Annotated in this window: 16 protein-coding genes; 14 read left to right on the top strand and 2 right to left on the bottom strand. The window is 65.2% G+C overall.

All coding sequences use genetic code 11. The annotated features are described in order from the left end of the window. Positions 1-3: 3 nt before the first annotated feature. Positions 4-3,072, bottom strand: a complete 3,069-nt coding sequence (gene fdnG / locus SMAL_RS16575) for a formate dehydrogenase-N subunit alpha (protein WP_012511992.1) — start codon at positions 3,070-3,072, stop codon at positions 4-6. A 291-nt stretch (positions 3,073-3,363) separates the two neighbouring features. Between fdnG and gmk the strand changes: the two genes are divergently transcribed. From gmk to SMAL_RS16530, 8 genes are all read left to right on the top strand, one after another. After that, the gene (gene gmk / locus SMAL_RS16565) at positions 3,364-4,029 is read left to right on the top strand and encodes a guanylate kinase (RefSeq protein WP_006389578.1); all 666 of its coding nucleotides are present in this window, start codon (positions 3,364-3,366) and stop codon (positions 4,027-4,029) included. A gap of 110 nt (positions 4,030-4,139) precedes the next feature. Further along, entirely contained in the window at positions 4,140-4,439 is a 300-nt protein-coding gene (gene rpoZ / locus SMAL_RS16560; protein ID WP_005410877.1) for a DNA-directed RNA polymerase subunit omega, read from the top strand. Positions 4,440-4,545: 106 nt separating this feature from the next. Next, entirely contained in the window at positions 4,546-6,708 is a 2,163-nt protein-coding gene (locus SMAL_RS16555) for a RelA/SpoT family protein (RefSeq protein ID WP_006389575.1), read from the top strand. A gap of 332 nt (positions 6,709-7,040) precedes the next feature. Further along, a complete protein-coding gene (locus SMAL_RS16550; RefSeq protein WP_012511991.1) occupies positions 7,041-7,427 on the top strand; it encodes a RidA family protein in 387 nt (128 codons plus the stop codon). 7 nt (positions 7,428-7,434) lie between these two features. Then, positions 7,435-9,546, top strand: coding sequence for an ATP-dependent DNA helicase RecG (gene recG / locus SMAL_RS16545; protein ID WP_012511990.1), 2,112 nt, complete (start codon positions 7,435-7,437; stop codon positions 9,544-9,546). A gap of 541 nt (positions 9,547-10,087) precedes the next feature. Then, positions 10,088-11,026, top strand: a complete 939-nt coding sequence (locus tag SMAL_RS16540; protein WP_012511989.1) for a nucleoside hydrolase — start codon at positions 10,088-10,090, stop codon at positions 11,024-11,026. Between the two features lie 87 nt (positions 11,027-11,113). Then, positions 11,114-11,356, top strand: a complete 243-nt coding sequence (locus SMAL_RS16535; protein WP_006389217.1) for a type B 50S ribosomal protein L31 — start codon at positions 11,114-11,116, stop codon at positions 11,354-11,356. A 296-nt stretch (positions 11,357-11,652) separates the two neighbouring features. Beyond that, the gene (locus tag SMAL_RS16530; RefSeq protein WP_012511988.1) at positions 11,653-12,930 is read left to right on the top strand and encodes a citrate synthase; all 1,278 of its coding nucleotides are present in this window, start codon (positions 11,653-11,655) and stop codon (positions 12,928-12,930) included. A 148-nt stretch (positions 12,931-13,078) separates the two neighbouring features. Here the strand turns inward: SMAL_RS16530 and SMAL_RS16525 are convergent, their stop codons facing one another. After that, complete coding sequence (locus tag SMAL_RS16525; RefSeq protein ID WP_012511987.1) at positions 13,079-13,852, bottom strand: AraC family transcriptional regulator; 774 nt, start codon at positions 13,850-13,852, stop codon at positions 13,079-13,081. A gap of 93 nt (positions 13,853-13,945) precedes the next feature. Between SMAL_RS16525 and SMAL_RS16520 the strand changes: the two genes are divergently transcribed. From SMAL_RS16520 to SMAL_RS20635, 6 genes are all read left to right on the top strand, one after another. Further along, positions 13,946-14,704, top strand: a complete 759-nt coding sequence (locus SMAL_RS16520; RefSeq protein ID WP_012511986.1) for an alpha/beta fold hydrolase — start codon at positions 13,946-13,948, stop codon at positions 14,702-14,704. Positions 14,705-15,300: 596 nt separating this feature from the next. Next, on the top strand, positions 15,301-15,801 hold the full coding sequence (locus SMAL_RS16515) for a CS1 type fimbrial major subunit (RefSeq protein WP_012511984.1): 501 nt from the start codon (positions 15,301-15,303) through the stop codon (positions 15,799-15,801). A gap of 61 nt (positions 15,802-15,862) precedes the next feature. Then, entirely contained in the window at positions 15,863-18,595 is a 2,733-nt protein-coding gene (locus SMAL_RS16510) for a TcfC E-set like domain-containing protein (RefSeq protein ID WP_012511983.1), read from the top strand. Then, positions 18,592-19,743, top strand: a complete 1,152-nt coding sequence (locus tag SMAL_RS16505) for a CblD like pilus biogenesis initiator family protein (protein ID WP_012511982.1) — start codon at positions 18,592-18,594, stop codon at positions 19,741-19,743. Before SMAL_RS16510 ends, SMAL_RS16505 begins: the two co-directional genes overlap by 4 nt. Positions 19,744-19,761: 18 nt before the next feature. Continuing rightward, a complete protein-coding gene (locus SMAL_RS16500) occupies positions 19,762-20,469 on the top strand; it encodes a fimbrial protein (RefSeq protein WP_012511981.1) in 708 nt (235 codons plus the stop codon). A 61-nt stretch (positions 20,470-20,530) separates the two neighbouring features. Further along, positions 20,531-25,975: an ESPR-type extended signal peptide-containing protein gene (locus SMAL_RS20635; RefSeq protein WP_012511980.1), complete on the top strand. Its 5,445-nt coding sequence runs from the start codon at positions 20,531-20,533 to the stop codon at positions 25,973-25,975. Positions 25,976-26,028: the final 53 nt, after the last annotated feature.

Below are 26,028 nucleotides of genomic sequence, written 5' to 3'. Positions count from 1 at the left end.
CTCCTACACCTTCTCGACCTTGACCAGGATGCACTTCGACTCCGGCGTCTGCGAATTGCCGTCACCGATGGCGTTGGTCAGCGTATTGGCGATGTATCCGGGCTTGGCCGCACCGAGGAAGCCCCAGTGGATCGGCACGCCCACCTGGTGCACGGTTTTGCCATCAATCTGCAGGGCCTTGATGCGCTTGGTCACCATCGCCACCGCTTCGATGTGGCCGCGCTTGGAACTGACCCGCACACGGCTGCCGTTGTTGATGCCCAGCTCGTCGGCCAGGGCCGCGCCGATCTCGACGAACTGCTCGGGCTGGATGATGGCGTTGAGCTTGCCGTGCTTGGTCCAGAAGTGGAAATGCTCGGTCAGCCGGTAAGTGGTGGCTACATGCGGGAACTCATCCGGCGAACCGATCTGTGCGCGATCGCTGGCGAACACGCGGGCCGCCGGGTTGTTCAGCGTCAGTGCCTGGCCGGGGCTGAGCGGGTTGCTGCGCAGCGGCGTATCGAACGGTTCGTAGTGCTCCGGGAACGGCCCCTCGGCCATGCCGGCCTTGGCGAAGAAGCGGGCGATGCCTTCCGGGTTCATGATGAACGGCCCCATCCCGCCTGCGGGATCTTCGTCGGCCTTGAAGTCCGGCACGTCCACGCTGCCCCAGTTTTTCCCGTTCCAGGCGAGCAGCGTGCGCCGCGGATCAAACGGCTGGCCGGCCACGTCACACGAGGCGCGGTTGTACATGACGCGGCGGTTGGCCGGCCACGCCCAGGCCCAGCCCAGCGTGTTGCCGATACCGGTGGGGTCGCTGTTGTCACGCCGCGCCATCATGTTGCCGGTCGGGCCCCAGGCACCGATGTAGATCCAGCAGCCGGAGGCGGTGCTGCCGTCGTCGCGCAGGTCGCCAAATGCCGCCAGCTGCTCGCCGGCCTTGCGCACCAGCTTGGTCGGGTCCTTCGGATCGAACACGTCCACCAGTGCCTTGCCGTTGTACTCCATCGCCAGTTCTTCCGGCGTCGGCAGTTCCGGGTTGGAATACTTCCAGGCCAGGTCGCGCACCGGATCCCACCACGCACCACCGTCCTTTTCGTACATCGCTTTGATGCGATGGAACAGCTCGGACATGATCTCGATGTCGCTGCGCGCTTCGCCCGGCGGATTGGCCCCCTTCCAGTGCCACTGCAGCCAGCGCGAGGAGTTCACCACCGCGCCGTTTTCCTCGGCAAACGAGGTGGTCGGCAGGCGGAACACTTCGGTCTGGATCGTGCCCGGGTCGACGTCGTTCAGTGCGCCGTGGTTCTGCCAGAACGCGATGGTCTCGGTTTCCAGCGGGTCCATGCTGACCATGAACTTCAGCTTGGAGAACGCACTGATCAGCTTGCCCTTGTTCGGCGCCGAGGCCAGCGGGTTGAAGCCCTGGCAGATGTAGCCGTGGATCTTGCCTTCGTTCATCAGCTCGTACGCCTGCAGCATGTCGTACGGCTTGTCGAGCTTGGGCAGATGGTCGAAGCACCAGTTGTTGTCCGCAGTGGCGGCGTCGCCCCACCACGACTTCATCAGGCTGACGTGGAACTTCGGGTAGTTCTGCCAGAACGACATCTGGTTGGCGCGCAGTGGCTTCTGTGTGCGCTTGGCGATGTAGGCGTCGTAGTCCTGCTCGTCCTGCTTCGGCAGGGTCAGGTAGCCGGGCAGCAGGTCGGACATCAGGCCGATGTCGGTCAGGCCCTGGATGTTGGAATGCCCGCGCAGCGCGTTCATGCCACCGCCGGCCACGCCGATGTTGCCCAGCAGCAGCTGCACCATGGTGCCGGCGCGCACGTTCTGCGCACCCACCGAGTGCTGCGTCCAGCCCAGCGCGTACAGGATGGTCATCGCCTTGTCCTTGCCGGCGGTGGACGCGATCATGTCCCAGACCTGGCGGATGCTGTCGGCCGGCGTGCCGCAGATGCGTTCGACCATCTCCACGGTGTAGCGCGCGTAGTGCTGCTTGAGCAGGGTGTAGACGCAGCGTGGGTCCTTCAGCGTCGGGTCGCTGCGCACGAAGCCATCATCGCCGTACACGTAGTCCCAGCTGGAACGGTCGTAGCTGCGCTTCTCTTCGTTGTAGCCCGAATACAGGCCGTCCTTGAAGGCGAATTCGTCCTTCACCAGGAACGACATGTCGGTGTAGTTCAGCACGTACTCGTGCTGGATGCGGTCCTCGGTCAACAGGTAGTTGATCAGGCCGCCCAGGAACACGATGTCGGTGCCGGTGCGGATCGGCGCGTACACGTCGGCCACCGCGGCCGAGCGGTTGAAACGCGGATCGACCACGATCAGCCGGGCCTTGTTGTGGGCCTTGGCCTCGGTCACCCATTTGAACCCGCACGGATGCGCCTCGGCGGCATTGCCACCCATGATCAGCACCAGGTCGGCATTCTTGATGTCGACCCAGTGATTCGTCATCGCACCACGGCCTAGCGTCGGGGCAAGACCTGCCACCGTCGGGCCGTGTCAGACACGTGCCTGGTTGTCGAATGCCAACATGCCAAGGGAGCGCACGACCTTGTGGGTCAGCACCGCGGTTTCATTGCTGGTGGCCGAGGCGGCCAGCATGCCGGTGGTCAGCCAGCGGTTGACCGTCTGCCCGGCTTCGTTCTGCTGCACGAAGTTGGCATCGCGGTCTTCCTTCATCAGCCGCGCGATGCGGTCCAGCGCATCGTCCCAGCTCAGCCGCTTCCACTCGTTCGAGCCCGGCGCGCGGTACTCGGGGTAGAGCAGGCGCGACTTGCTGTGGATGATGTCGGCCAGTCCGGCACCCTTCGGGCACAGCGTGCCTCGGTTGACCGGATGGTCCGGGTCGCCCTCGATATGGAAGATGCTCGGCTCGGCGTTCTTGGCGCCATCGCCGAGGCTGTACATCAGGATGCCGCAGGCCACCGAACAGTATGTACAGGTGTTGCGGGTCTCGGTCGCGCGGGTCAGCTTGTACTGCCTGACCTCCGCGAGCGCGATGCCGGGCGCGAAGCCCATCAATGCCAGACTGGAGCCGACCAGGGTTGTCCCGGTCACTTTCAGGAACTGGCGGCGGCTCATCGAGGGCATGCCGTTCTCCTGGGATGGCGAGGAGGCGCAGGCCTCCGGGCTGTCGGTGGGTACGGCCCGGTTATAGCACAGGCCCCCGCACGCCCATGTGGCACAAGGCCCGGCAGCCCGCTGGCCGGGCGCGGAAAGGGGCGCCTCTGCTAAAGTTGCGTGCCCGCACCCCGGGGAGCCGTCTGCCGGGCCTGGTTCCAGGATGTTCCGCGCAGCCCCCGCCGTCCTGGCGCGATCCTCCGCGCCGGATCTGGAACACTGAGGAAAAATTTTGCGAAATCAACCAGTTGGGTTCCGCGCATGAGCGCCCCGTCGAAGCCGTCGGACGCCGTTGCGCGCGGCACGCTGTACATCGTTGCCGCCCCCTCCGGTGCCGGCAAGAGCAGCATCGTCAATGCCACCCTGGCGCGTGATCCGCAGATCGCCCTGTCGATCTCCTTCACTTCGCGCGCCATGCGCCCGGGTGAAGTGAACGGCAAGCACTACCACTTCGTCAGTGCCGAGAAGTTCGAGCAGATGATCGCCGCCGGCGACTTCTTCGAGCATGCCTGGGTGCACGGCGACTGGAAGGGCACCGCCCGCCAGTCGGTGGAACCGCAGCTCGCTGCCGGCCAGGACGTGCTGCTGGAGATCGACTGGCAGGGGGCGCAGCAGGTACGCCAGCTGGTGCCGGGCACGGTCACCGTGTTCATCCTGCCGCCGTCCAAGCAGGCCCTGCAGGACCGCATGCGCAAGCGCGGGCAGGACAGTGAGGCGGTCATCGCCCAGCGCCTGGGTGCCGCCCGTGACGAGATGCTGCACTTCAACGAGTTCGACTACGTCATCGTCAACGAGGTGTTCGACACCGCCGTGGACGAGCTGTGTGCCATCTTCACCGCCAGCCGCCTGCGCCGGGAGGCCCAGAAGGTCCGCCACGCCGGCCTGATCCAGGCGCTGCTGACCCCTGATCCGGGCGCAACTGACTGATTCCAAAAGAATCGGGTGGGGGTTGGCTTGATTTTGTCCAGCCCCTGCCAGTACACTCCGTCCCCTTTCCCTCATTCGACTGAGCGGCCGACCGGTCGCCGGGAGCCCGTATGGCCCGCATCACCGTAGAAGATTGCCTGGAAGTCGTTAACAACCGTTTCGAACTGGTCATGATGGCTTCCAAGCGTGCCCGCCAGCTCGCCAACGGCGTGCAGGCCACGCTGGACAACAGCGAGACCGAGGACAAGCCGACCGTGCTGGCACTGCGCGAAATCGCCGCCCGCAAGATCGACAACGCGCTGATCGACGAAGTCGAGAAGGCCGAGCGTGAGCGCGCCGAGCGCGAAGCGCTGGAGTGGGCCGCCGCCGAAGTGGTCGCCGACGAAGACATGTCCAAGAACGACGATTGATCGCATCGATCAAGGTCATTGCTGGATACGCCGAACAGCCCGCCCCGTGCGGGCTGTTTCGCATTCAGGATTTGCCGTAAACGGCGCACTGGCATAGGCTTCGGGCATGAACCCAGGCCCCACTGCCAAGGTCGCCGCAGTCCCCGCTGCCGCCGTACCCGACTACGTCCTCCAGCTTGAACGCGCCGCCCACTACCTGCCGCCCGAGCAGCTGCCGCTGCTGCGCCGCGCCTGGGAAGTCGGCGCCGCCGCGCATGCTGGGCAGACGCGCAAGTCGGGCGAGCCCTATATCACCCATCCGGTGGCCGTGGCCCAGGTGCTGGCCGAGCTGGGCCTGGACGTGGAGGCGCTGATCGCCGCGATCCTGCACGACACCATTGAAGACACCCCGCTGACCCGTGAGGCGCTGTCGGCCGAGTTCGGTGAGGCCGTGGCCGAGCTGGTCGACGGCGTGACCAAGCTGGACAAGCTGAAGTTCCGCGACCGCCAGGAGGCTGCCGCCGAGAGCTTCCGCAAGATGCTGCTGGCGATGTCGCGCGACCTGCGCGTGATCATGATCAAGCTGGCAGACCGCCTGCACAACATGCGCACGCTGGGCGCGCAGAGCCGCGAGGCACGTGGCCGCATCGCCCGCGAGACGCTGGAGATCTACGCGCCCATCGCCCAGCGCCTGGGCATGAGCCTGGTCAAGAGCGAACTGCAGAACCTCGGGTTCAAGGCGCTGTATCCGTGGCGCCATGCCATCCTGGAAAAGCACATCCGCAGCCAGCCGGTGGTGCGCCGCGAGGCGCTGGCGCAGGTGGAAGTGCAGTTGTCGCAGCGCCTGGCCAAGGAGGGCATCGAGCACCGCCTGGTCAGCCGCATCAAGACGCCGTGGAGCATCTACAACAAGATGCACGAAGAGAACAAATCCTTCGACCAGGTGATGGATGTGTTCGGTTTCCGCCTGGTCGTGCGCAGCGTGCCCAGCTGCTACCACGCGCTGGGTTCGGTGCACGCTACCTTCAAGCCGCTGGATGGGCGCTTCCGCGACTTCATCGCCATTCCCAAGGCCAACGGCTACCAGTCGCTGCACACGGTGCTGTTCGGGCCGTATGGCTCGCCGATCGAAGTGCAGATCCGTACCGAGGAGATGGACCTGATCGCCGAACGCGGCGTGGCCGCGCACTGGACCTACAAGTTCGGTGGTGATTCGCCCAACAGCGCACAGAGCCGCGCGCATGCCTGGATCGTTGAACTGATCGACTCGCAGCGTGCTGCCGGTTCGTCGCTGGAGTTCCTCGACAACGTCAAGGTCGACCTGTTCCCGGACGAGGTCTACCTGTTCACCCCAAAGGGCAAGATCCTGGCGCTGCCGCGCAACTCCACCGCGCTCGATTTCGCCTATGCCGTGCACACCGACGTCGGCAACATGGCGGTCGCTTCGCGCGTGGACAAGAAGCTGGTGCCGTTGCGGACCAAGCTGGTGTCGGGCCAGTCGGTGGAGATCATCACCGCGCGCTCGGCCACGCCGAAACCGCAGTGGCTGGAATTCGTGGTCACCAGCAAGGCGCGCACCGCCATCCGCCACCAGCTCAAGCAGCTGGAGCACGAAGACGCCGTGCAGCTGGGGCATCGCATGCTCGACCGCGCGCTGGAAGCGATGGATTCCTCGCTGGAGCGGCTGCCGAAGGGACGCCTGGATGCGTTCCTGGCCGAGCACCGCTTCCCGCGTCTGGAGGCGCTGCTGGCCGAGGTCGCGCTGGGCAACTGGATGCCGACCCAGGCGGCACAGGCGCTGATGGCCTACGCCGAACTGCGTGGCGGCCCGCATTCGCGCCACCACTCGCAGGAAAAGATCCTGATCAACGGCAGCGAGCGCGGCGTGGTCACCTTCGCCGGCTGCTGCCAGCCGATTCCCGGCGACGAGATCATGGGCTACCACACCGCCGGCAAGGGCATCGTGGTGCACCGCATGGACTGCCCGAACCTGGCCGAGCTGCGCAAGTCGCCCGAGCGCTGGGTGCCGATCGGCTGGGACACCACCGTTTCCGGCGACTACGACACCTCGCTGGTGGTGGAAGTGGAGAACGGCACCGGCGTGCTGGCGCAGCTGGCCGCGGCCATCGCGCAGAGCCATTCCAACATCGAGCGCGTGGATTACCTGGACCGCGACTTCAACGCCGCCGTGCTGGCGTTCAACATCCAGGTGCGCGACCGCAACCACCTGGCCGAAGTGATGCGCCGCCTGCGCCGCTTGTCGGTCGTGCAGGCCGTGCGCCGCCAGTAACACGAACCCGGGGTCGGATCCCTCTCCAACGGAGAGGGCTCTGACCCCATTGAATCCCGCTGCAGGTCCACACAAATGCGTGGATGATTGCGCGCTCGCCGGGAATGGCCCGTCGCTACCGGTTGCATTGCAGTAGATCCATGCCATGCGTGGATGTTCCCGGTAGTGCCGGCCGCTGGCCGGCAACCTCGCGATGTCGGCAAACGTTCATGGAGTTGCCGGCCAGCGGCCGGCACTACCGAAGCGGCGCGGTAGATCCACGCCATGCGTGGATGCGCCCCCACCCGGTACAATCACCGCTCTGTTTTCCCCCAAAAGCACCGGAGCGACCCATGTCCCGCCAGATCATCAACACCGAAAAGGCCCCGGCCGCCATCGGCCCGTACTCGCAGGCCGTGCGCGCCGGCAACACCGTGTATTTCTCCGGTCAGATTCCGCTCGACCCGGCCACCGGTGACATCGTCGGCGCCGGTGACGTCGAAGCCCAGGCCCGTCGTGCGTTCGACAACCTCAAGGCGGTTGCCGAAGCCGCCGGCGGCTCGCTGGACAAGGTCGTGCGCCTTGGCCTGTACCTGACCGACCTGGGCGAGTTCGCCAAGGTCAACGCCGTCATGCAGGACTACTTCCAGGCCCCGTTCCCGGCCCGTTCCACCATCGAAGTCTCCGGCCTGCCGAAGGGCGCCAACTTCGAGGTCGACGCGGTGATGGTCATCGACTGACCGCCACGTGGCACGCAAGGCGGCGGTCACCCCGGTCCTGTCACCGTCCGGCGAAGCATCGCTTGCGATGCTCGCCGGCGTCGGTCCGGCCGTGGCCGCCAAACTGCAGGCGCGTGGCCTGGCCACCCTGCAGGATCTCTGGCTTCATCTGCCGCTGCGCTATGAAGACCGGACCCGGCTGACCCGCATCGAAGACCTGCGCAACGGCGTGCCGGCGCAGGTGGAAGGGCGGGTGGTCGCGGTCGAGCGCGGCATGCGCTACCGGCCGATGCTGAAAGTGGCGGTGGAAGACGAAGGGCAGGGCACCCTGGTGCTGCGCTTCTTCCACTTCCGCCAGCAGCAGGTCGGACAGTTCGCGGTCGGCAACCGGCTGCGCTGCTTCGGCACGCCCAAACCCGGCCACCTCGGCCTGGAAATCGTCCACCCCAGCTACCAGGTGCTGGGCCGCAACGACGATCCCGAACTCGGCGACCGCCTCGACCCGGTGTATCCCACCGTCGAAGGCGTCGGCCCGATGACCATGCGCAAGCTGATCGGCCAGGCGCTGGACCGCCTGCCCGAGGAAAGCACGCTGGAACTGCTGCCCAGCGGCTGGCTGGATGGCCTCGGCCTGCCGTCACTGCGCAGCGCCCTGCTGACCGTGCACCGGCCGCCGCCGGATGCCGACCTGGCCGCGCTGGCCGCAGGCACCCATCCGGCGCAGCGCCGGCTGGCAATGGAAGAGCTGCTGGCCCACCACCTCAGCCTGCGTCGCCAGCGGATCGCCTTGCAGGCACACCACGCGCCGCCGCTGGCCGGTCCCGGCAAGCTGGCCAAGGCACTGCTGAAGCAGCTGCCGTTCGCGCTGACCGGCGCACAGGCGCGTGTGTTCAAGCAGATCCGCGAAGATCTCGCCCGCCCCAGCCCGATGCTGCGGCTGGTGCAGGGCGACGTCGGCTCCGGCAAGACCGTGGTTGCCGCACTGGCGGCGATGCTGGCGGTGGAGCAGGGCAAGCAGGTCGCACTGGCTGCCCCTACCGAACTGCTGGCTGAGCAGCATCTCAACAACCTGCGCGGCTGGCTGGAGCCGCTCGGCGTGCGCATCGCCTGGCTGGCCGGCAAGGTTACCGGCAAGGCGCGCGCCAAGGTGATGGAGCAGGTCGCCAACGGCGAAGCGCAGGTCGTGGTCGGCACCCACGCGCTGATGCAGGAGGCGGTGGTGTTCCAGGACCTGGCCCTGGCCATCGTCGACGAGCAGCACCGCTTCGGCGTGCGCCAGCGATTGGCGCTGCGCGACAAGGGCGCGGGCGGCAACAGCGTGCCGCACCAGCTGGTGATGACCGCCACGCCGATTCCACGCACGCTGGCGATGTCCGAGTATGCGGACCTGGATGTCTCGGCCATCGATGAGTTGCCACCGGGCCGCACGCCGGTGCAGACGGTTGCATTGAACAATGATCGCCGCCCGGAACTGATCGAACGCATCGCCCTGGCCTGCCAGGAAGGGCGACAGGTGTACTGGGTGTGCACGCTCATTGAAGAAAGCGAAGAGTTGGATGCCACCCCGGCGCAGGCCACCTACGAATCGCTGCAGGCGCTGCTGCCGGGTGTGCGCGTCGGGCTGGTGCATGGCCGGCTGAAGGCGGCGGAAAAGCTGGCAACGATGGTGGCGTTCAAGGCCGGCGAGATCGACCTGCTGGTGGCCACCACCGTGATTGAAGTGGGCGTGGACGTACCGAATGCCTCGCTGATGGTGATCGAGAACGCCGAGCGCCTCGGCCTGGCGCAGCTGCACCAGCTGCGCGGCCGCGTGGGTCGTGGTTCGGCGGTCTCGCGCTGCGTGCTGTTGTACCAGGCGCCGCTTTCGCAGATGGCGCGCGAGCGTTTGCAGACCATGCGCGAAACCAACGATGGCTTCGTCATCGCCGAGAAGGATCTGGAACTGCGCGGCCCCGGCGAACTGCTGGGTACCCGGCAGACCGGCCTGGCCGGCTTCCGCATTGCCGACCTGGCCCGCGACGCCGGCCTGCTGCCCGGCGTGCATGACCTGGCCGAGCGCCTGCTGGACCAGCAACCCGCGCTGGCCGATCGCGTGGTGCAACGCTGGATCGGCACCGCCGTGCGCTACGCCTCGGCGTAAGCGGGTCGGATCCCTTTGCATGGCAAAGGGCTCTGACCCCATGTCCCGGCGCTCATCCACGCCGCATTTGAAGGTGTGGAACTTGATCCACACATCCACGCATGGTGTGGATCTACTGTAGAACCGAGCCCACGCTCGGCTGCTGTTCGCGCTACGCGCGTGAGTCGAGCATGGCTCGACTCTACAGAGAGCCGATTCGATCATTTACATGTTCCTCCACGCATTGCGTGAATGTGTCGACCAAGGTCGACACCTACCAGAGCAGAACGCCGTTCCGACAGACCGCGGGAAATTGTCGAAGGCGGGGTGGGTCCGGTGGCGGGGGCGTGAGCGCCATGGATGGCGCGACCGAGGCTACACGGATGTATTCACGCCGTCCCCCGCCATCGGACCCACCCCGCCATCCCACGGATAGCCAGCTTTTGCCCTTGCCGTTGCATTAAGCAGGTGCAGGGCGCAGCCCTGCCGAACCCCAATCCCCCGTACTTGCAACGGTCATCATCCCGGTCCACACTTCGTTGCCGATCTGAAGACGGCAACGATGACCCACAAGATCCCCCTGTTGATCGACACCGACCCCGGTGTGGACGACGCCCTGGCCCTGCTGATGGCCTTTGCCGATGAACGGCATGACGTGGTCGCCCTGACCATCGCCGCCGGCAATGTCGGCCTGCAGTACACCGTCCGCAACGCCCTCAAGCTCTGCGACATCGTCGGCCGCGCCGACGTGCCGGTGTTCGCCGGCAGCCCGGATCCGCTGCTGCATCCCTCCGTTGACGCCGCCCACGTGCATGGCCGTGACGGCTACGGCGACGTCGATCTGCCGCCGCCGAGCCGCCAGGCCGACGCCGAACACGCCGCGCTGGCCATCCTGCGCCTGTCGCACGAGCACGCCGGCGAACTGATGCTGGTGATGCTTGGCCCGCTGACCAACCTGGCACTGGCACTGAAGCTGGACCCGACCCTGCCCGAGCGCATCAAGCGCATCGTGGTGATGGGCGGCGCGGTCACCTGCCACGGCAACATCACCCCGGCCGCCGAATTCAACATCGCCTTCGATCCGGAAGCGGCGCACGTGGTGTTCACCTCGTTCAAGCACCTGCTGGTGTCGGACTGGGAGGCCACCGTCGCCCACGGCCTGCCGCTGCAGGACGCCGAAAAATGGCTGCAGGCCGATTCCGATCGCGCGCGCTTCTACGAGCTGATTTCGCGCAAGACCCGTGGCCTGTCCGAAGACAGCAAGGGCGGCCGCTGGTACACCGCCGACGCGCTGGCCATGGCCTGGGCGCTGAACCCGGAAGGGCAGCTGCAGGTCGAGTCGCGGCCGCTGAACGTGGAGCTGAACGGTACGTTCAGCCGCGGCGCCACCATCGTCGACTGGAACCGCCAGACCGGCCAGCCGGACAACTGCGATCTGCTGATGGCCTACGATCAGGCCCGTTTCGAGGCCCTGGTACGCCAGGCCTTGGGCGCCGCCTGAGCCGGATGCCGGCAACCGGTTGCCCCGAGGGGCAACCGGTGCTTATAATGCCGCTCTTGACCACCAGCCCATTTACGGTGTGAGCCCATGAAGGCCGATATCCATCCGAACTACCGCGACGTCGTCTTCCATGACGTCACCTCCGATTTCAAGATCCTGACCCGCTCGACCATGAGCACGAAGGAAACCATCAAGTGGGAAGACGGCAACGACTACCCGCTGGTGAAGGTTGAAATTTCCTCTGCTTCGCACCCGTTCTACACGGGCAAGCACAAGGTCATCGATACCTCGGGCCGCATCGACAAGTTCCAGAAGCGCTACGCGCGCTGATCTGTCGATCCAGCTTCGAACCGACGGCCGCGCTCTGCGCGGCCGTTTGTTTTTCCCCAACGCCTACCCAACGGGCGTTTGGATGGACGGAACACTGCGTTCGGATGACAACGCTTTTGCCGATCCGGGCCGCTCAACGGCCGGCGTCTGGCCGCCTGTCGTATACGACTTCTGTCTAGCGCCGGGCAAATGCTGCTGTGCGATAATGGCGTGATCCCCGGCACAGGCCGAGGACGTCATTCACGTGCCTGACCAATGCGCTTGGGCAGGCGCCTTCCCATGAAGGAGCGCACACAGTGTCCGATCTTGATCAGGTCACGCTCAACGCCGGCGATAAGTCGGTCGTTCTGCCCGTCATCAAACCCACCCTTGGCAACGACTGCGTCGACATCGCGAAGCTGACCAAGGAAACGGGGTACTTCACCTACGATTCCGGTTTCACCGCGACGGCCAGCTGCAAGTCCGCCATCACCTACATCGACGGCGACAAGGGCGTGCTGCTGTACCGCGGCTACCCGATCGAACAGTTGTCGGAAAAGTCGAGCTACGTCGAAGTGGCCTACCTGCTGATCAACGGCGAGCGCCCGAGCGCCGAACAGCTGAAGGCCTTCACCGACGAGCTGGCGGCTGAAGCCAACGTCGATGCGTCGATCAACACCCTGATCGGCAGCTTCGCCAAGGATGCTCATCCGATGGCCATCCTGACCGCCGCCATCGCGCAGCTGTCAGGCATCTACCACGCCTCGCTGGACCTGGCCGACGCCGAACAGCGCCGCCAGGCTGCCGTGCGCCTGATCGCCAAGGTGCCGACGCTGTCGGCGCTGATCTACCGCCACGGCAAGGGCCTGCCGGCCAACAAGCCGGACACCTCGCTGGACTACGTCAGCCGCTTCCTGAAGCAGACCTTCGAGTCGGCTGATGGCCAGTACGATCTGAACCCGGACGTGGTCAAGGCGCTGGACCTGCTGTTCATCCTGCACGCCGACCACGAGCAGAACGCCTCGACCTCGACCGTGCGCCTGGTCGGTTCGACCGGTGCCAACCCGTACGCGTCGGTCGCCGCTGGCGTCACCGCGCTGTGGGGTCCGGCCCACGGCGGTGCCAACGAAGCCGTGCTGAAGATGCTGGAAGAGATCGGCACTGCCGACAATGTCGAGTCCGCCGTGCTCAAGGCCAAGGACAAGACCTCCGGCTTCCGCCTGATGGGCTTCGGTCACCGCGTCTACAAGAACTTCGACCCGCGCGCCAAGGTCATCGGCGAGATGACCGGCAAGGTGCTCAAGCAGCTGGGCGTGCAGGATCCGCTGCTGGACGTGGCCGTGAAGCTGGAACAGGCCGCGCTGCAGGACGAGTACTTCGTCGCCCGCAAGCTGTACCCGAACGTCGATTTCTACAGTGGCATCATCTACAAGGCGCTGCAGATCCCGACCGAAATGTTCACCGTCATGTTCGCCCTGGGCCGTACTTCCGGCTGGGTCTCGCATTGGCTGGAACAGCAGGTTGATCCGGAAATGAAGATCGGCCGTCCGCGCCAGGTCTACACCGGCAGCGACGTGCGCGACTACCAGGGCTGATCGCCCGCGTAGGTTGTGCCGAGAACGCCCCGCATCCGCGGGGCGTTTTTTTTGCCCCGATCGCGTTCGGCGGAGGGTGGCTGCGGACCGTCGACGGGTGGTGGGTGCGGACCGTTGGTCCGCACGGCAACCAAACACCTGCCCGGCACTACACCTCTGAATACCGGCTCGGCGAACACCCCAGTTCGCGCCGGAACGCGGCAGAAAACGCGCTGGGGCTCGCATACCCCAGGTCCAGTGCCACGCGGGTCACTGCCTGCCCCTGGCCCAGCCGTTCGATGGCTGCCAGCAGGCATACCTGCTGCCGCCACTCGGCGAAACTCACCCCGGTACCTGCGCGGAACGTCCGCGTGAAGGTGCGCCGGCTCATGCCTGCATCCGCAGCCACCTCATCAAGCCCGATGGCGAGCGAGGGCGCATCGAACAGCGCCAGGCAGACGCGCGCGAGGCGTGCATCGGCAGGCAACGGCGCATGCAGGGAAAGCATCGGCATCGACGCGATCTCCGCAACCAGCAACTGCATCAGCTTGCCCGCACGCCCGTCCTCGTCGTACAACGCAGGCAGGTCCACTGCGCCTTCCAGCAGCTGCCGCAGCAGCGGCGAAACGGCATACACGTGGCACTGCGCCGGCATCGCCACCGCAGCAGCGGCCTCGATGGAAAGGAAGGCGTTGAGCATCGTCACCGGCCCGCGCATCGTCATCTCGTGGGCCAGCCCGGCGGGAACCCAGCAGGCGCGCCGTGGCGGCACCAGCCAGTGTCCCTGCGGTGTCGTCACGCTGATGGTGCCGCGCGCGGCGAACGCGAACTGCCCGCGTCGATGGGCATGGCGGGGAAAGGTGGACGACGCTGCATAGTCGTTCGAGGTGACCACGACATCGCGCGGCAGGTCTTCGTAGGGATCGAGCAGTGAATTGCGCATGGCCCGGATTCTATAGCGGTTGACCTGTCATCGACGGTGGGCCGGGCCTGCGCTGCCTAGCATCAACACTCCTCCTCACTGCGGCAATGCTTCATGGCCAATACCTTTCATCGCGTGGGGCAGGGGCCTCACTCCGTCCTGGTCCTGCATGGCTGGTTCGGCGACGCACACGCGTTCGAACCGATCGAGCCATGGCTGTCACGCGACCACTTCAGCTACATCTTCATGGACTGCCGTGGCTACGGCGGCATGCGCGATGTGGCGGGGCAGTACAGCATCGACGAAATCGCCCGTGACGCACTCTCGCTCGCCGATGCACTTCGACTGGCGACATTCAGTGTGGCGGGGCATTCCATGGGAGGCATGGCCATCGAGCGCATCGCCGTGCTCGCGCCCCAGCGGGTGCGCTCCATGCTGGCCATCGCACCCGTCCCCTGTGGTGGCATTGCCTATGACGCATCCACGCGAGGACTTCTGGAGAGTGCTGCCGGCAGCGTGGCCAGCCGAAGGGCCATCATCGATCGCAGTACTGGCGGCAGACTGCCTGCAGCCTGGCTGGATTGGAAGGCCCGCTATTCAATGCAGCACTCCGCGCCTGACGCGTTTGCTGCCTATCTTCCCGCGTGGGCAGATACCGATTTCAGCGACGAGATCGTTGGCGAGCACCGGTTGAAGGTGCTGATAGGCGGGCACGATCCGACCTTCAACCGATCACTGATGGAGCGCACCTATCTGCGCCGCTACCGGCAGGCCACGCTGCAGGTTCTGGAGGATGCAGGACACTACCCGATGAATGAGACACCGTTGGTACTGGTGGAGGCAATGGAGTCCTTCCTGTTGTCATCGCCTTGATCGAATAGGAGATCGACGACGATCTGCCGACGGAGGCCATCGGATGGGTACGGTGGTGGAACCGCATGGCGAGGTCGACACGCATCGGTTCAAGCCGACCGACATCGATGTTGATCGCGTGACCGTGGTGCCCGCAGGCTGAGGCTCGCGCGCACAGCGCGAACAGCAGTCGAGCATGGCTCGACTCTACAAAGGCGAGGCAATGGGGTTTGTTGTATTCAACGCGTGAGGGAAGTTGCATAACCTTGTCTGTAGATCCACGCCATGCGTGGATGAACCACTGTAGAGTCGAGCCATGCTCGACTCGCACGCATAGCGCGAACAGCAGTCGAGCATGGCTCGACTCTACAAAGGCGAAGCAATGAGATTTTTTGCATTTACCGAATGAGGGAAATTGCATAAGCCTGGAACGTTGAACTCATTCAAAGATTCTTCTTAACGCTCAACGTTTTAGGAATGCTTGAATGGCCGGCAGGACAATGGGTTCCTAACATTCTCTCCGTCGCCCGCAACCACCTCTGCGGGCGGCGCCTCCCTCCCTTTCTCCTTTGGGGAGGGGGGCTTTCTCATTCCCCCTTGTCCGAGAGAGACAACCCATGCACGCCATTCTCAAGAAGGCCGCGCTCGCTGCAGCGCTGGCCACGGCTTCGCTGTCCGCGCACGCCGTGGAAACCAAGATCACCGTCTATGCCGACGTCGACCCGACCCTGGCCCTGCTGCGCGACGACGGCAGCGCATTGCCGGACGCCGTCACCCTGACCCACGATCCGCTGCGTGGCCTGATTCCGGACACCCAGCACGTGCGCATCCACTCCAACGATGACACCGCCGATATCGAAGCCAAGATCGGTGGTGCGTTCGTGCTGGCCAACGGTGACGGTACGGTCACCGTGCCGATGAAGGTCAGCCTCAACGGTCGCGATCTGGGCCTGACCCCGATTGAATACGCTGCGGCCGATCTGTTCACCGGTGCAGGCTCGACCCCGGGCGCGTCGATCTCGATGCCGCTGGTCATCGCGCAGACCGCTCCGGCACCGCTGACCACCCAGGGTCGCTACTCGGGCGTCGTCAACATCGTGCTGAACCAGAAGCCCTGATTCAACGCGGTTCCTGTGCCGGCCCCTGACTCGGGCCGGCCGCTTCTCCAGCGGTACCCTCATGACCCCACACGCCCCCGCCATCACCCGGCTGGCGGTCGCGCTCGCCCTGGTGCTGGCAACGCCGCTGGCGGCGGCGCGCGGCGTCCCGCCCGGCTTCGAGGATCTGGTCGAAGGCCAGACCGAACAACTCGACATCCAACTGTTCGGCCGCTCGGCCGGGCTGTCGCCGGTGCGCGTGACCCTTGAACACGTGCAGCTGGAAGATCCGGCAGGCGTGCTGCAGGCGCTGGATCTGCCCGTCGAGGCGCAGGCCGCGCTGCTGCCCGCGTTGTCCCAGCCGATGCCGCGCAACAGCCATCTGGCCTGCCGCTTCGGTGGCGCTACTGCCGGCTGCGGCTATCTCGATCCACCGGACGACCCCGCCGCCGTGCGCGCGCTGTACGACGAAGGCGAGGGCGCGGTGCGCCTGTTCGTCGCCCGCCAGTGGATTCCGGGCAAGCCGGCTGCCGAACGCTTCCACACCGTCAGCGCCAACGCCGAAAACGCCTTCCTGCACCAGCAGGTGATCAATGTGAGTGGCAGCCGTGACTACCAGACGCTGTCCGCGCGCGGCACCGGTGTGCTGGGCCTGTTCGATCGCGGACATGTCTCCGCCGAATGGAACTTCAACCAGCAGCGCTACCGCAGCCGCGGCAGTGACAGTGAGTTCCAGTTCGACAACGTCTACTACCGTCACGACCTGGGGCAGGCGCACTACCTGCAGGCCGGGCGCATGGACCGCCGCAACCTGTCCAGCCCGCAGGGCGGCACCTTCAGTTTCAGCATGCTGCCGCTGGACCGCCTGCAGGGCCTGCGCGTGGGCACCACCCAGGCCTATGTGGACGCCGATGCCGCCGTGCAGGCCACGCCGCTGACCGTGCTGCTGGCACGCGACGCACGCGTGGATGCCTACGACGGCACGCGCCTGCTGCAGACCTCCTACCTGCAGGCCGGCATCAACCAGATCGACACCCGCAACTTCCCGTTCGGCAACTACAACGTCACCCTGCGCATCTACGAAGATGGCGTGCTGGTGCGCAGCGAAGACGCACCGTTCGACAAGGGCGGCGACTGGACCAACAGCCAGTGGCAGTGGTTCGTGCAGGGCGGCAGGCGCAACGAGCGCCGCAGTGACCGCTTCGATGGCGAACGCGTGGCGGTGGCCGGGATGCGCGTCCCGCTGGGCCGCGACGTGGCGATGGTGGCCGGTGCCGCCGACCTCGGCGGCTTCCGCTATGGCGAGCTGCGTGTGGACCTTCGCCGCCTGTACGCCACCCAGGAACTGCGCGCCAGCTTCGGCGGCATGCGCGGCAACGATGGCAGCACCGGCCAGCAGCACCAGCTGTCGTACCGCCGCATCGCATCCTGGAACATCTACCAGCAGCGCATGCGCGGCAAGGCCTGCCAGTTCGAGGCCGACGCCCGCGACCAGCTGGGCTGCACCAACTCGCTCAGCGCTTCGATGGCGCTGCCGCTGGCTGGTGGCAGTGCCTATGTGGGCTACACGCGGCGTCAGACCTGGCGCGCGGGACGCATCCTGCCGGGTGCGGAAGACGATCCGCTGGCCGGGCTGGACCCGCTGCTGCCACCGCCACCGCCGTGGCAACCGCGCCGCGAGCCGCAGCTCAGCCGCACCTGGCAGGCCAGCTTCAGCCGCAGCCATCGCTGGCAGGATTTCAGCGTCTCCACCCGCGTGGGTGTGTGGCAGCAGCGTGCCAGCGACAGCCTGCGCGGCAGTGATCAACGCGACCGCGGCATCTACTTCAACCTGAGCCTGACCCGCCTGCTGCGTGGCACCGCCAGCAGCGGCCAGCGCCGCTACAGCGTGGACGTGCGGCAGCCGCAGCATCAGCGCCCGGACATCAACTACAGCGTTGGCCATAGCCTGCGCCAGGAGGTGGATGCGCAGTACCGCGAGCTGTCGGCCGAACTACGCGCCAACAACAGTGACCGCTACAGCGCCACGCTCAGCGGCCAATTGCAGAACAGCCTGGGCCAGAGCGGTGCCACGCTGGCGCACTACCAGCAGCGCGGCCGCAGCGAGACCGCCTACAGCGGCATGCACAGCTCCGGCTTCGCACTGGGCAAGCGCGGCTTCTACTGGAGCGGCAGCAACGGTGCCGATGCTGGCCTGGCCGTACAGGTGGCCGACACCGACGACGTCGACCTGCGTGGCGTGGCGGCCGAACTGCAGGTGGGCGGCCTGCGCAGGCAACGCCTGCAGATTGGCGAGCGCCGGTTGCTGCCGTTGTCGTCGTACCAGTCGCACCGCGCTGAAGTGCAGGACGCCAGCACGCTGGACAGCATCGCCGCCATCCGCGTGACCGGCGTGGGTGGTGCACGGCCGATGTTCCTCAGCCCCGGGCGGCTGATGCGCATGCCGGTGCCGATCGAGGTGACCTACACCTTCATCGGCAACGCCAAGGATCTTGCCGGAGCACCGCTGGGCGGCGCCCGCATCCTCAACGCGCCGGTGCCCGGCACCAGTGCCAACGGTGGCTTCGTCGCCGACTTCCCGCGTCGCGAAACAACGCTGTACCTGCTGCAGGACGACCGCCTGCTGCACTGCCCGCTGCAGGTGCGCGAGCGCCGCCAGGTGGTGCTGCTGGTCGGCGCCGTGCACTGCGAGCCGCTGGCCGTGGCCCAGCTGCCGCCGGAGATCCGCCAGCAGGCCCGCGTGACCCGGCTGCTGCAGGAGCGCGCGTTGATTGCCGCCACGCCCCAGACCGCTGCTGCAGGAGGAACGCCATGAACCGGCGTGTGTTGTTGGTGTTGATGCTGGTGTGTGCGCTGGTGGTGCTGGCGCCGAGGGCGTGGGCGCAGTGGCCGCCGGAGACGCACCCGACGGATCAGAGCCGGGACATCGTGATGACCTGGGATCGCTCGGCCGTGCCGGGTGATGTGGAGTTGTGGGCGCCGCGGACGGTGCTGGGGTTTAGCCACGACCTGGCGATGAAGTATGGGCAGATCCATGTGGTTTGTGGGTCTGCTTCTGATAGTGAGTTTGGGCGGTGTCCGACGGAAGGTGACCTGACCTCGTCAGGGGGAACAGGAACAACAGAGATAGCGTTACGTCTCGTTGAACTAAGGACTGGCCTGCGTACCGAGATTCGTGCAGTAGGAAACCTGCAGCGGGTCATGTCGGGATATCGCTGCAATTTAGATTACTGGGACTCAGTACCGCGTGTTCTGAATGCAGCATTCTGGTACACATGTGGCATAGGGAGTGGGGCAGATCAGCCGCTCGGCACCGGCGTCGAGATGATTCTGCCTCAACGCGAGATCTCGCGGCTCGTCGCAGGCCACTGGAAGGCCACGATGCGCCTGAACATCAAGGCTGACCCGGCCGCAGCACCGGTCGCCACGGCCACCTTCAACTTCGACTTCACCGTCACCGACTACGACGCGATCTCGATCTACTTCCCCGGCTTCGACGGTGTTGCACCGCTGGTCAACATGGACCTGCGCTACGACCCCATCCGCAAGGTCGTCGCCGGGCGCAAGGACGTTGACATGTGCCTCTACGACGGCGTGGGTTCGCAGAGCGAATTCCTCGGCGTCACTGTGCGCGACAGTGGGCCGCGACCGTCACCAGGGCGTGACTTTGCTGTCTGGCATCAGGATGGCGGTAGCGACGATACCCAGCGCCTCGACTACCAGGTCGGCCTGAGCTATGGCGGCAATCTGCTGGCGATGAAGCATGGTGAGGAACAGCTGCTGCGCGGTATCGACAGCGCGCAACTGCGCATGGTGCTGCTGCCGGGCATCAGCCAACCCGTGTACTGCGTGCCTACGCCACTGACGCTGGAGACACCGCCTACGCCCATCGCCGGCAAGCGCCCCGGTCTCTACGACGGCGAGCTGACGGTAGAGCTGCGCGTGCCGACCGCCAAACCCTGATCCCCACGGAGGCTCATCATGAAGAAGCTGCTGTTCTGCCTGTTGCCGTTGAGTGCACTGCTGGCCCCACCGGCACAGGCCAATCTGTCCATTCATCCGATGCGTGCGGCGGTGGACGCCAAGCATGGCACGAAGATCCGCGTGTACTCGCAATCCACCCAGCCGCAGTACGTGCAGGCGCGGCTGCTGCGCATCAACAACCCGGCGCAGGTGGGGGAGCAAGAGATCGAAGTGGAAGCTGCCGATGCGGCGATTGCCATCACGCCTGGCAAGTTCGCACTCAGCGGTGGTGGCAATCGCCTGATCCGGGTGATTCCGCTGCAGACCGTCGAAAAAGAAGCGGCCTATCGCATCTACTTCGAGGGCGTGAATGGTCCCGACGGCACGATCCTGGAGGGCGACGAGCAGGCGGCGCAGGCCAACGTCGGCGTCAGCCTGGTCTGGGGCGCGCTGGTGAACGTGGTGCCTGCCAAGGGCACCGTGGATCTGCAACTGCAGGGCAACACCCTGCGCAATACCGGCACGTTGCGTGTGGGTATCACCGGTGCGTCCGAGTGCAATGCCGCTGGCGTATGTGCACCGCACGAGCTGTCGAAAAGCCTCTACCCCGATGCTGCGCTGACCTTGCCGTTCCAGCTCCAGCCGGGCAGCGCCCTGCAGTTGCAGTACCGCCTGTCGAACGACGGCTATCGCGATCACATAGCGACCCTGTCGCCAAGCGCCTGACCCTCTATCACCCCGCGCAAGCGCGGGGCTTCATATCCCTTTGGTGTTAAGGAGAGCAAGCATGAATCGAATCTATCGACGTATCTGGAGTGTGGCCAAGCAATGCTGGGTGGTGGGCAGTGAGTTGAGTAGTCCGCGCAGAAAATCCTCTCGGACCAAGCCGCGGTTGCTGGTACTGGCGGCTGTTGCATCGGTCGGGATGTCTGCATCAGCACAAGAGCGCCCGAAGGATGAGTATGAGAACGGAGAGCCTCAGGAAGAGGTGGCTAGGTTCCTGTCCAGCTCTCCAATGATCTCTTCGCTGTTCGCTGCGCAACCACGCAAGATCGTGGTGCAAGGCGCCATCGTGAACGATGCCTACTACAAAGACTCAACCCTCAATGGTGACATGCAGATGATTCTGGGCTCCAGATCCAGCATCAACGGTTGGGGTTCCGTGGTCGTCGGCACCGCGTCGGCGCTGGCAGGGAGGGGAAGCGTGCTTGTCGGAAATGAGGCGATTGCAAAGGGGGACCGGGCTGTGGCGGTTGGGTACAAGGCGGAAGCCACGGGCGGCTACTCCACAGTGCTCGGTGCGAGTTCGGTTGCGTCGGGTGTTGGTACCACTGCTGTCGGTCACGATGCTCGTGCTTATTCTCAGAACTCAATAGCAGTAGGTAGTGGCGCCCGCACAGTTGAAAGCACGGCGGGTGTATCCCGCATCTCGATTGGAGGAAATGCATTTGCGGGAACCGCTGGCTACTCAGGAGCCATTGCAGTGGGTGGCAACGCGCGTGCAGAGTTCAGCGGCGTTGCGCTCGGTCACCATGCGAAGGCACTGGCTAATGGCTCGGTCGCCATCGGCGCCAACTCTGAAGCGACCGAGGCGAACTCGGTCTCCGTCGGCAACGCGTCGACCAAGCGACGAATCGTCAACGTGGCCGATGCGCGCTTGAATGCAACAAGCACGGACGCCGTCAGCGGCAAGCAGCTGTTTGCGACCCAAGCCCTTGCGCAATCGGTCAACAATCGGGTGGATGCGACGGCGCTGGCGCTCGGCAACGGGGCCGTCGCTGAGTCGGATACTTCCCGTGGCGCAAGTACTGCGCTGGGTAATAATGCCAAGGGCTATAACGGAGCGAGCGTTGCGCTCGGCGACGACGCTCGCGCAGGCGTAGATGTGGCAGGAAACAAGGTCAATGGCAGGACGGGAGGAGTCTCGGTCGGGTCCGGCACCCGCAGTGCGCACGGCGCCGTTGCCATGGGTCACAAGGCAGTTGCGGGTGGCAATTTCTCCGTTGCGATCGGCTCCGATGCCGTCGCCAATGAGGAGTTGAGTACCGCCTTCGGAAAAACCAGTATCGCAGGTGCCCAGCAGACGACGGCCTTGGGGCGAGGGACACAGGCAACGGCGAAGTTCGCCACCGCTGTCGGCAATCTTGCCAGGGCAACGGGCATCAATTCGCTGGCACTTGGAAACAGTGCACACGCAGGGCACGAGGACTCTGTTGCGATTGGCGCCGGATCGGTAACCGCTTCGGCAAGCTCCGTTTCGGTAGGCAGCGCCAGCAGGAAGCGGAAGATCCAATACGTCGCCGATGGTGTGGTGGGTGCCGGCAGCACCGATGCCATCACTGGCAACCAGTTGTTCCAGACCAATACCCGGCTCGCGGCCGTGGAGAAGACCGCAGGCGATGTGACGGGTGAGCTGGCCGCAGTGAAGTCAATCGCACAGGCCGCCACGAACCGCATCGATGCAACGACCTTGGCTTTGGGCAACGGTGCCACCGCAGAGAGCGGCAGCTACGGCATCAGCACCGCACTCGGCAACAACGCAAAGGCGTACAACGGCCGCAGCGTAGCGCTGGGCGACGACGCGCGCGCTGGTGTGGATGCGGACGGTAACAAGGTGGCCAACCAGAACGCGGGTGTCTCGGTTGGCGCCGGAACCCGTAGCGCCAACGGCGCCGTTGCAACCGGCTTCCGTGCAAACGCAAGCGGCAACTTCTCTATTGCCGTAGGTGGCGACGCCAAGGCCGAGGCAGAGCACGCTACGGCGGTTGGCTATCTGAGCAAGGCAGGCGCCAGCCAGGCCACCGCGCTGGGGCGTGGCAGTGAGGCGACGGCGCAATTCGCCAGCGCACTGGGCAATCTGGCCAAGGCTACGAACACCAGCTCCGTGGCGCTGGGTGACCGCGCTCAGGCCTCACATGAGAATGCCGTTGCGCTGGGCGCAGGTGCAGTGACCGCTTCGGCCAATTCGGTATCGGTCGGCAGCGCCAGCAGGAAGCGGAAGATCCAGTACATCGCCGATGGTGTGGTGGGGGCCGGTAGCACCGATGCCATCACCGGCAACCAGCTTCATGTCACCAACCAGGCCGTGACCAAGGCCCAGACAGCAGCTGACGGAGCGACGACCATCGCCAATGCCGCAAAGGTGGAATCGGGCAAGGCACTGGCCGAGACGGTGGTGCTGGGTGGCCTGGTCAACCAGACCGCTGCCAATGGCAGTGTTCGTCTGGGCCAGAAGAACAGTGGCACGCAGTTGGATGTGCGCAACAGCGCCAATGCGAATCGCAAGATCGTGGGCGTCGCCGAAGGGGCCATCAGCGCGACCAGCAATGAGGCCGTGACCGGCAAGCAGCTCCATGAAACCAACGCGAACGTGAATTCGGCACAGGCGACAGCCAGCGCAGCGAAGGTCAGCGCGGACAAGGCGCTGGCTGACACCGGAGTGCTGAATGGGCTTGTCGGTCAAGTCGCTGTCAACGGCAACGTTCGTGTTGGCGAGAAGAACAGCGGCACCGTGCTCGATGTGCGCAACAGTGCGAACGCGAATCGGAAGCTGACCGGAGTGGCCGATGGTGTAGTCGGCGCCAGCAGCTATGAGGCCGTCAATGGTAGGCAGCTCAATACCACCAATGACAAGGTGGCGACGGTGGAGGGTATAGCCAGGTCTGCGGGCACGGAAGCTGCCGTGGCGAAGACGGATGCAGCCAAGGCACTGACCGAGACAGCGGCGCTGGGCGGGCTGGTGGCGCAGGTTTCCGCGTCCGGCAATGTGCGCCTGGGTGAGAAGAACAGCGGTACGACGTTGGATGTGCGTAACAGTACCAATGCCAATCGGAGAATCAGTGGCGTTGCAGATGGGCTCTTGAGCGCAAGTAGTGCCGAGGCTGTGTCTGGTAAGCAGCTGCATTCAACCAATTCACGCGTCTCAGATCTTGAGGATGTCGCGCAGTTTGTGAGTATAGGCTCAGCGCCAATCAGTGAGCGCGCAGCAGCCGGTGTGGCAGGTGTTGCGGTCGGAAATTCAGCAAAGACTGGACTAGAAGGAGGGACCGCGGTGGGCACGTTTGCGGAGGCGATGGGAAGGAACTCCACCGCAATCGGTAGAGCGGCGAGTGTCTCTGTGGATTCCGAGAATGGGTTCGCAATGGGAGTCGGTGCACAGGTCGGCGGAGACGCTGGCGGTGCACGTGGAGGTGTAGCGATCGGTGCTGGCGCAAGCGTTGAAGGCGGAGCTCACGGCTCGTTGGCACTTGGAATGGGTTCCCAAGCTGATGAAGTTGGGGTTGTGTCATTCGGGAGTGTCGGCATCCAGCGCCGCCTTGTAAACATCGCCCGCGGTACAGCTGGCCACAACGCCACCACCGTTTCTCAGCTCAATGATTCCCTCGCCACTCTCGGCGGCGGCGCAGGCATGGACGGCAACGGAAATATCATCGCTCCGACCTACACGCTGCAAGGCGGAACGCAGAACACCGTCGAGGATGCGCTGACGGCACTCGATGGCGCTGTCATCACCGCCGGCCGTCGCGCGGACAAGGTGGAAGGTCAGCTCAGCTCGATCTTCCAGGATTCACCCTCGGCCCGCGCCGACGGCACGAGGCAGATCGCGCTGAATGGCGTGAATGGCATGGTGTTGACCAATCTTGCCGATGGCCGAGTGGCCCAAGGAAGCCGTGATGCCGTAACGGGCAACCAGCTGTACGCCGCAGAGCAGAAGATCTCGCAGAATCGGAATGATCTGGAGGCAATGCGCAAGAAGCGGGAGATGGGGCAGCAGGCAATGCGAGAGATGGATGCAAACGGCCCGATCGACTTCGGTGGTGCGCGTTTGACTGGTGTGGGCGATGGTTCAGTCTCTGGGGATAGTCACGACGTGGTTACCGGTCGCCAGTTGTTTGGCGTCAGTGATCGGGTATCCAAGATTGAGCATCAAGGACGCTTCCTGAAGATCAATACAGATGAGTTGAGCGAAGATGCCTTCGCTGGCTTCTTGGGCGTGGCAATCGGCGATTCTGCAAGGACTGGGGCTGACGGTGGTACGGCGCTTGGAGCCTATGCAGCGGCGCTTGGCGTTAATTCTGTGGCGCTGGGAAGAGGTTCATATGTTGAGGAGCGAGCAGTTGGCGGCTTTGCCGTGGGCGCGGGATCTCAAGTGAGCGCACAGCACGGAATCGCTATGGGCTCCGGTGCCAAGGTGGGTGCTGGCGCGGTTTGGTCAGTGGCAGTGGGTGCAGGTTCTGAGGCAACCGAGGCGAACACTGTATCGTTCGGTAGTCTGGCCGCAGGGCGGCGCTTGGTGAATGTCGCCAACGGCACCGCCAATCACAATGCCGCCACCGTCGGCCAGCTGCGCGGTGCGCTTTCCGCCCTCGGCGGCGAGGTGGATACAAACGGCAACATCGTCGGCCCGAGCTTCAACGTCCAGGGCCAGGCACAGTCCACCTTGAACGGTGCACTGCAGGCGCTCGATGGCGCGGTCGTCACCACAACCTCGCGCGTGGACAAGGTCGAAACCCAGCTCCGCTCCGTCTTCCAGGACACCCCCTCGGTCCGCGCCGACGGCGTCAACCAGCTCACCCTCGCGGGTGCCAACGGCATGGTCATCTCCAATGTGGCCAACGGCCTGATCGCGGCCGGCAGTCGCGATGCGGTCAACGGTGGCCAGCTGCATTCGATGCAGCAGCAGCTCAACGGCCGCATGGATGGGCTGGAGCAGCGCATCGACGATGCCCCAGCACCGCGTGCACTGGCGTCGTCCTCGGTGCCCAAGCCGCAGGCCGAGGAAACTCCTGTGGTACCGGAAGGCAAGGATTCCCAGCAGGTCGCTTCGCTGGGCGAGGGTGACAAGCCCACGCCGCAGCCGAAGGCCAACAAGGACGAGTCGCCGAAGCCGCAGGTCGACACCGCCGAGCTGGAGAAGATGCTGGCCCGCGCCAACGAGTACACCGATGGCGCGATCAGCAACGTCGAACGCCGCCTGGACAAGATGGACAAGCGCTTCAACCGCATGGCGGCGATGAGCAGCGCTCAGACGGCGATGGCAATGAACACGGCCGGCCTGGCCACCTACAACCGTCTCGGTGCGGGCGTCGGCTACGCCGAAGGCGAGTCGGCCATGGCGGTGGGTTACCAGCGCGTGCTCAACGAGAAGGGCTCGGCCACCTTCAGCCTCAATGGTGCGTTCACCAACAGCGGTGAGCGCAGCATGGGCGTCGGCGTAGGCATCGGCTGGTAAGCCATGGAGCCCCGGCGTGACGCGCGTAATCCACCCCGTCGCGCCGGGGTCCT

Source organism: Stenotrophomonas maltophilia R551-3 (assembly GCF_000020665.1).
Taxonomy (GTDB): domain Bacteria; phylum Pseudomonadota; class Gammaproteobacteria; order Xanthomonadales; family Xanthomonadaceae; genus Stenotrophomonas; species Stenotrophomonas maltophilia_L.
Note: the sequence above shows the minus strand (reverse complement) of the source record. Positions and strands in the feature narration are given on the sequence as shown.

Excerpts from the sequence above, each read along its gene's own strand:
- SMAL_RS16500 (WP_012511981.1), top strand. The coding sequence starts at position 19,762 with ATGAAGAAGCTGCTGTTCTGCCTGTTGCCGTTGAGTGCACTGCTGGCC.
- rpoZ (WP_005410877.1), top strand. The coding sequence starts at position 4,140 with ATGGCCCGCATCACCGTAGAAGATTGCCTGGAAGTCGTTAACAACCGT.
- SMAL_RS16555 (WP_006389575.1), top strand. The coding sequence starts at position 4,546 with ATGAACCCAGGCCCCACTGCCAAGGTCGCCGCAGTCCCCGCTGCCGCC.
- SMAL_RS16510 (WP_012511983.1), top strand. The coding sequence starts at position 15,863 with ATGACCCCACACGCCCCCGCCATCACCCGGCTGGCGGTCGCGCTCGCC.
- SMAL_RS16540 (WP_012511989.1), top strand. The coding sequence starts at position 10,088 with ATGACCCACAAGATCCCCCTGTTGATCGACACCGACCCCGGTGTGGAC.
- SMAL_RS16515 (WP_012511984.1), top strand. The coding sequence starts at position 15,301 with ATGCACGCCATTCTCAAGAAGGCCGCGCTCGCTGCAGCGCTGGCCACG.
- SMAL_RS20635 (WP_012511980.1), top strand. The coding sequence starts at position 20,531 with ATGAATCGAATCTATCGACGTATCTGGAGTGTGGCCAAGCAATGCTGG.
- SMAL_RS16505 (WP_012511982.1), top strand. The coding sequence starts at position 18,592 with ATGAACCGGCGTGTGTTGTTGGTGTTGATGCTGGTGTGTGCGCTGGTG.
- SMAL_RS16520 (WP_012511986.1), top strand. The coding sequence starts at position 13,946 with ATGGCCAATACCTTTCATCGCGTGGGGCAGGGGCCTCACTCCGTCCTG.
- SMAL_RS16525 (WP_012511987.1), bottom strand. The coding sequence starts at position 13,852 with ATGCGCAATTCACTGCTCGATCCCTACGAAGACCTGCCGCGCGATGTC.
- SMAL_RS16550 (WP_012511991.1), top strand. The coding sequence starts at position 7,041 with ATGTCCCGCCAGATCATCAACACCGAAAAGGCCCCGGCCGCCATCGGC.
- gmk (WP_006389578.1), top strand. The coding sequence starts at position 3,364 with ATGAGCGCCCCGTCGAAGCCGTCGGACGCCGTTGCGCGCGGCACGCTG.
- SMAL_RS16535 (WP_006389217.1), top strand. The coding sequence starts at position 11,114 with ATGAAGGCCGATATCCATCCGAACTACCGCGACGTCGTCTTCCATGAC.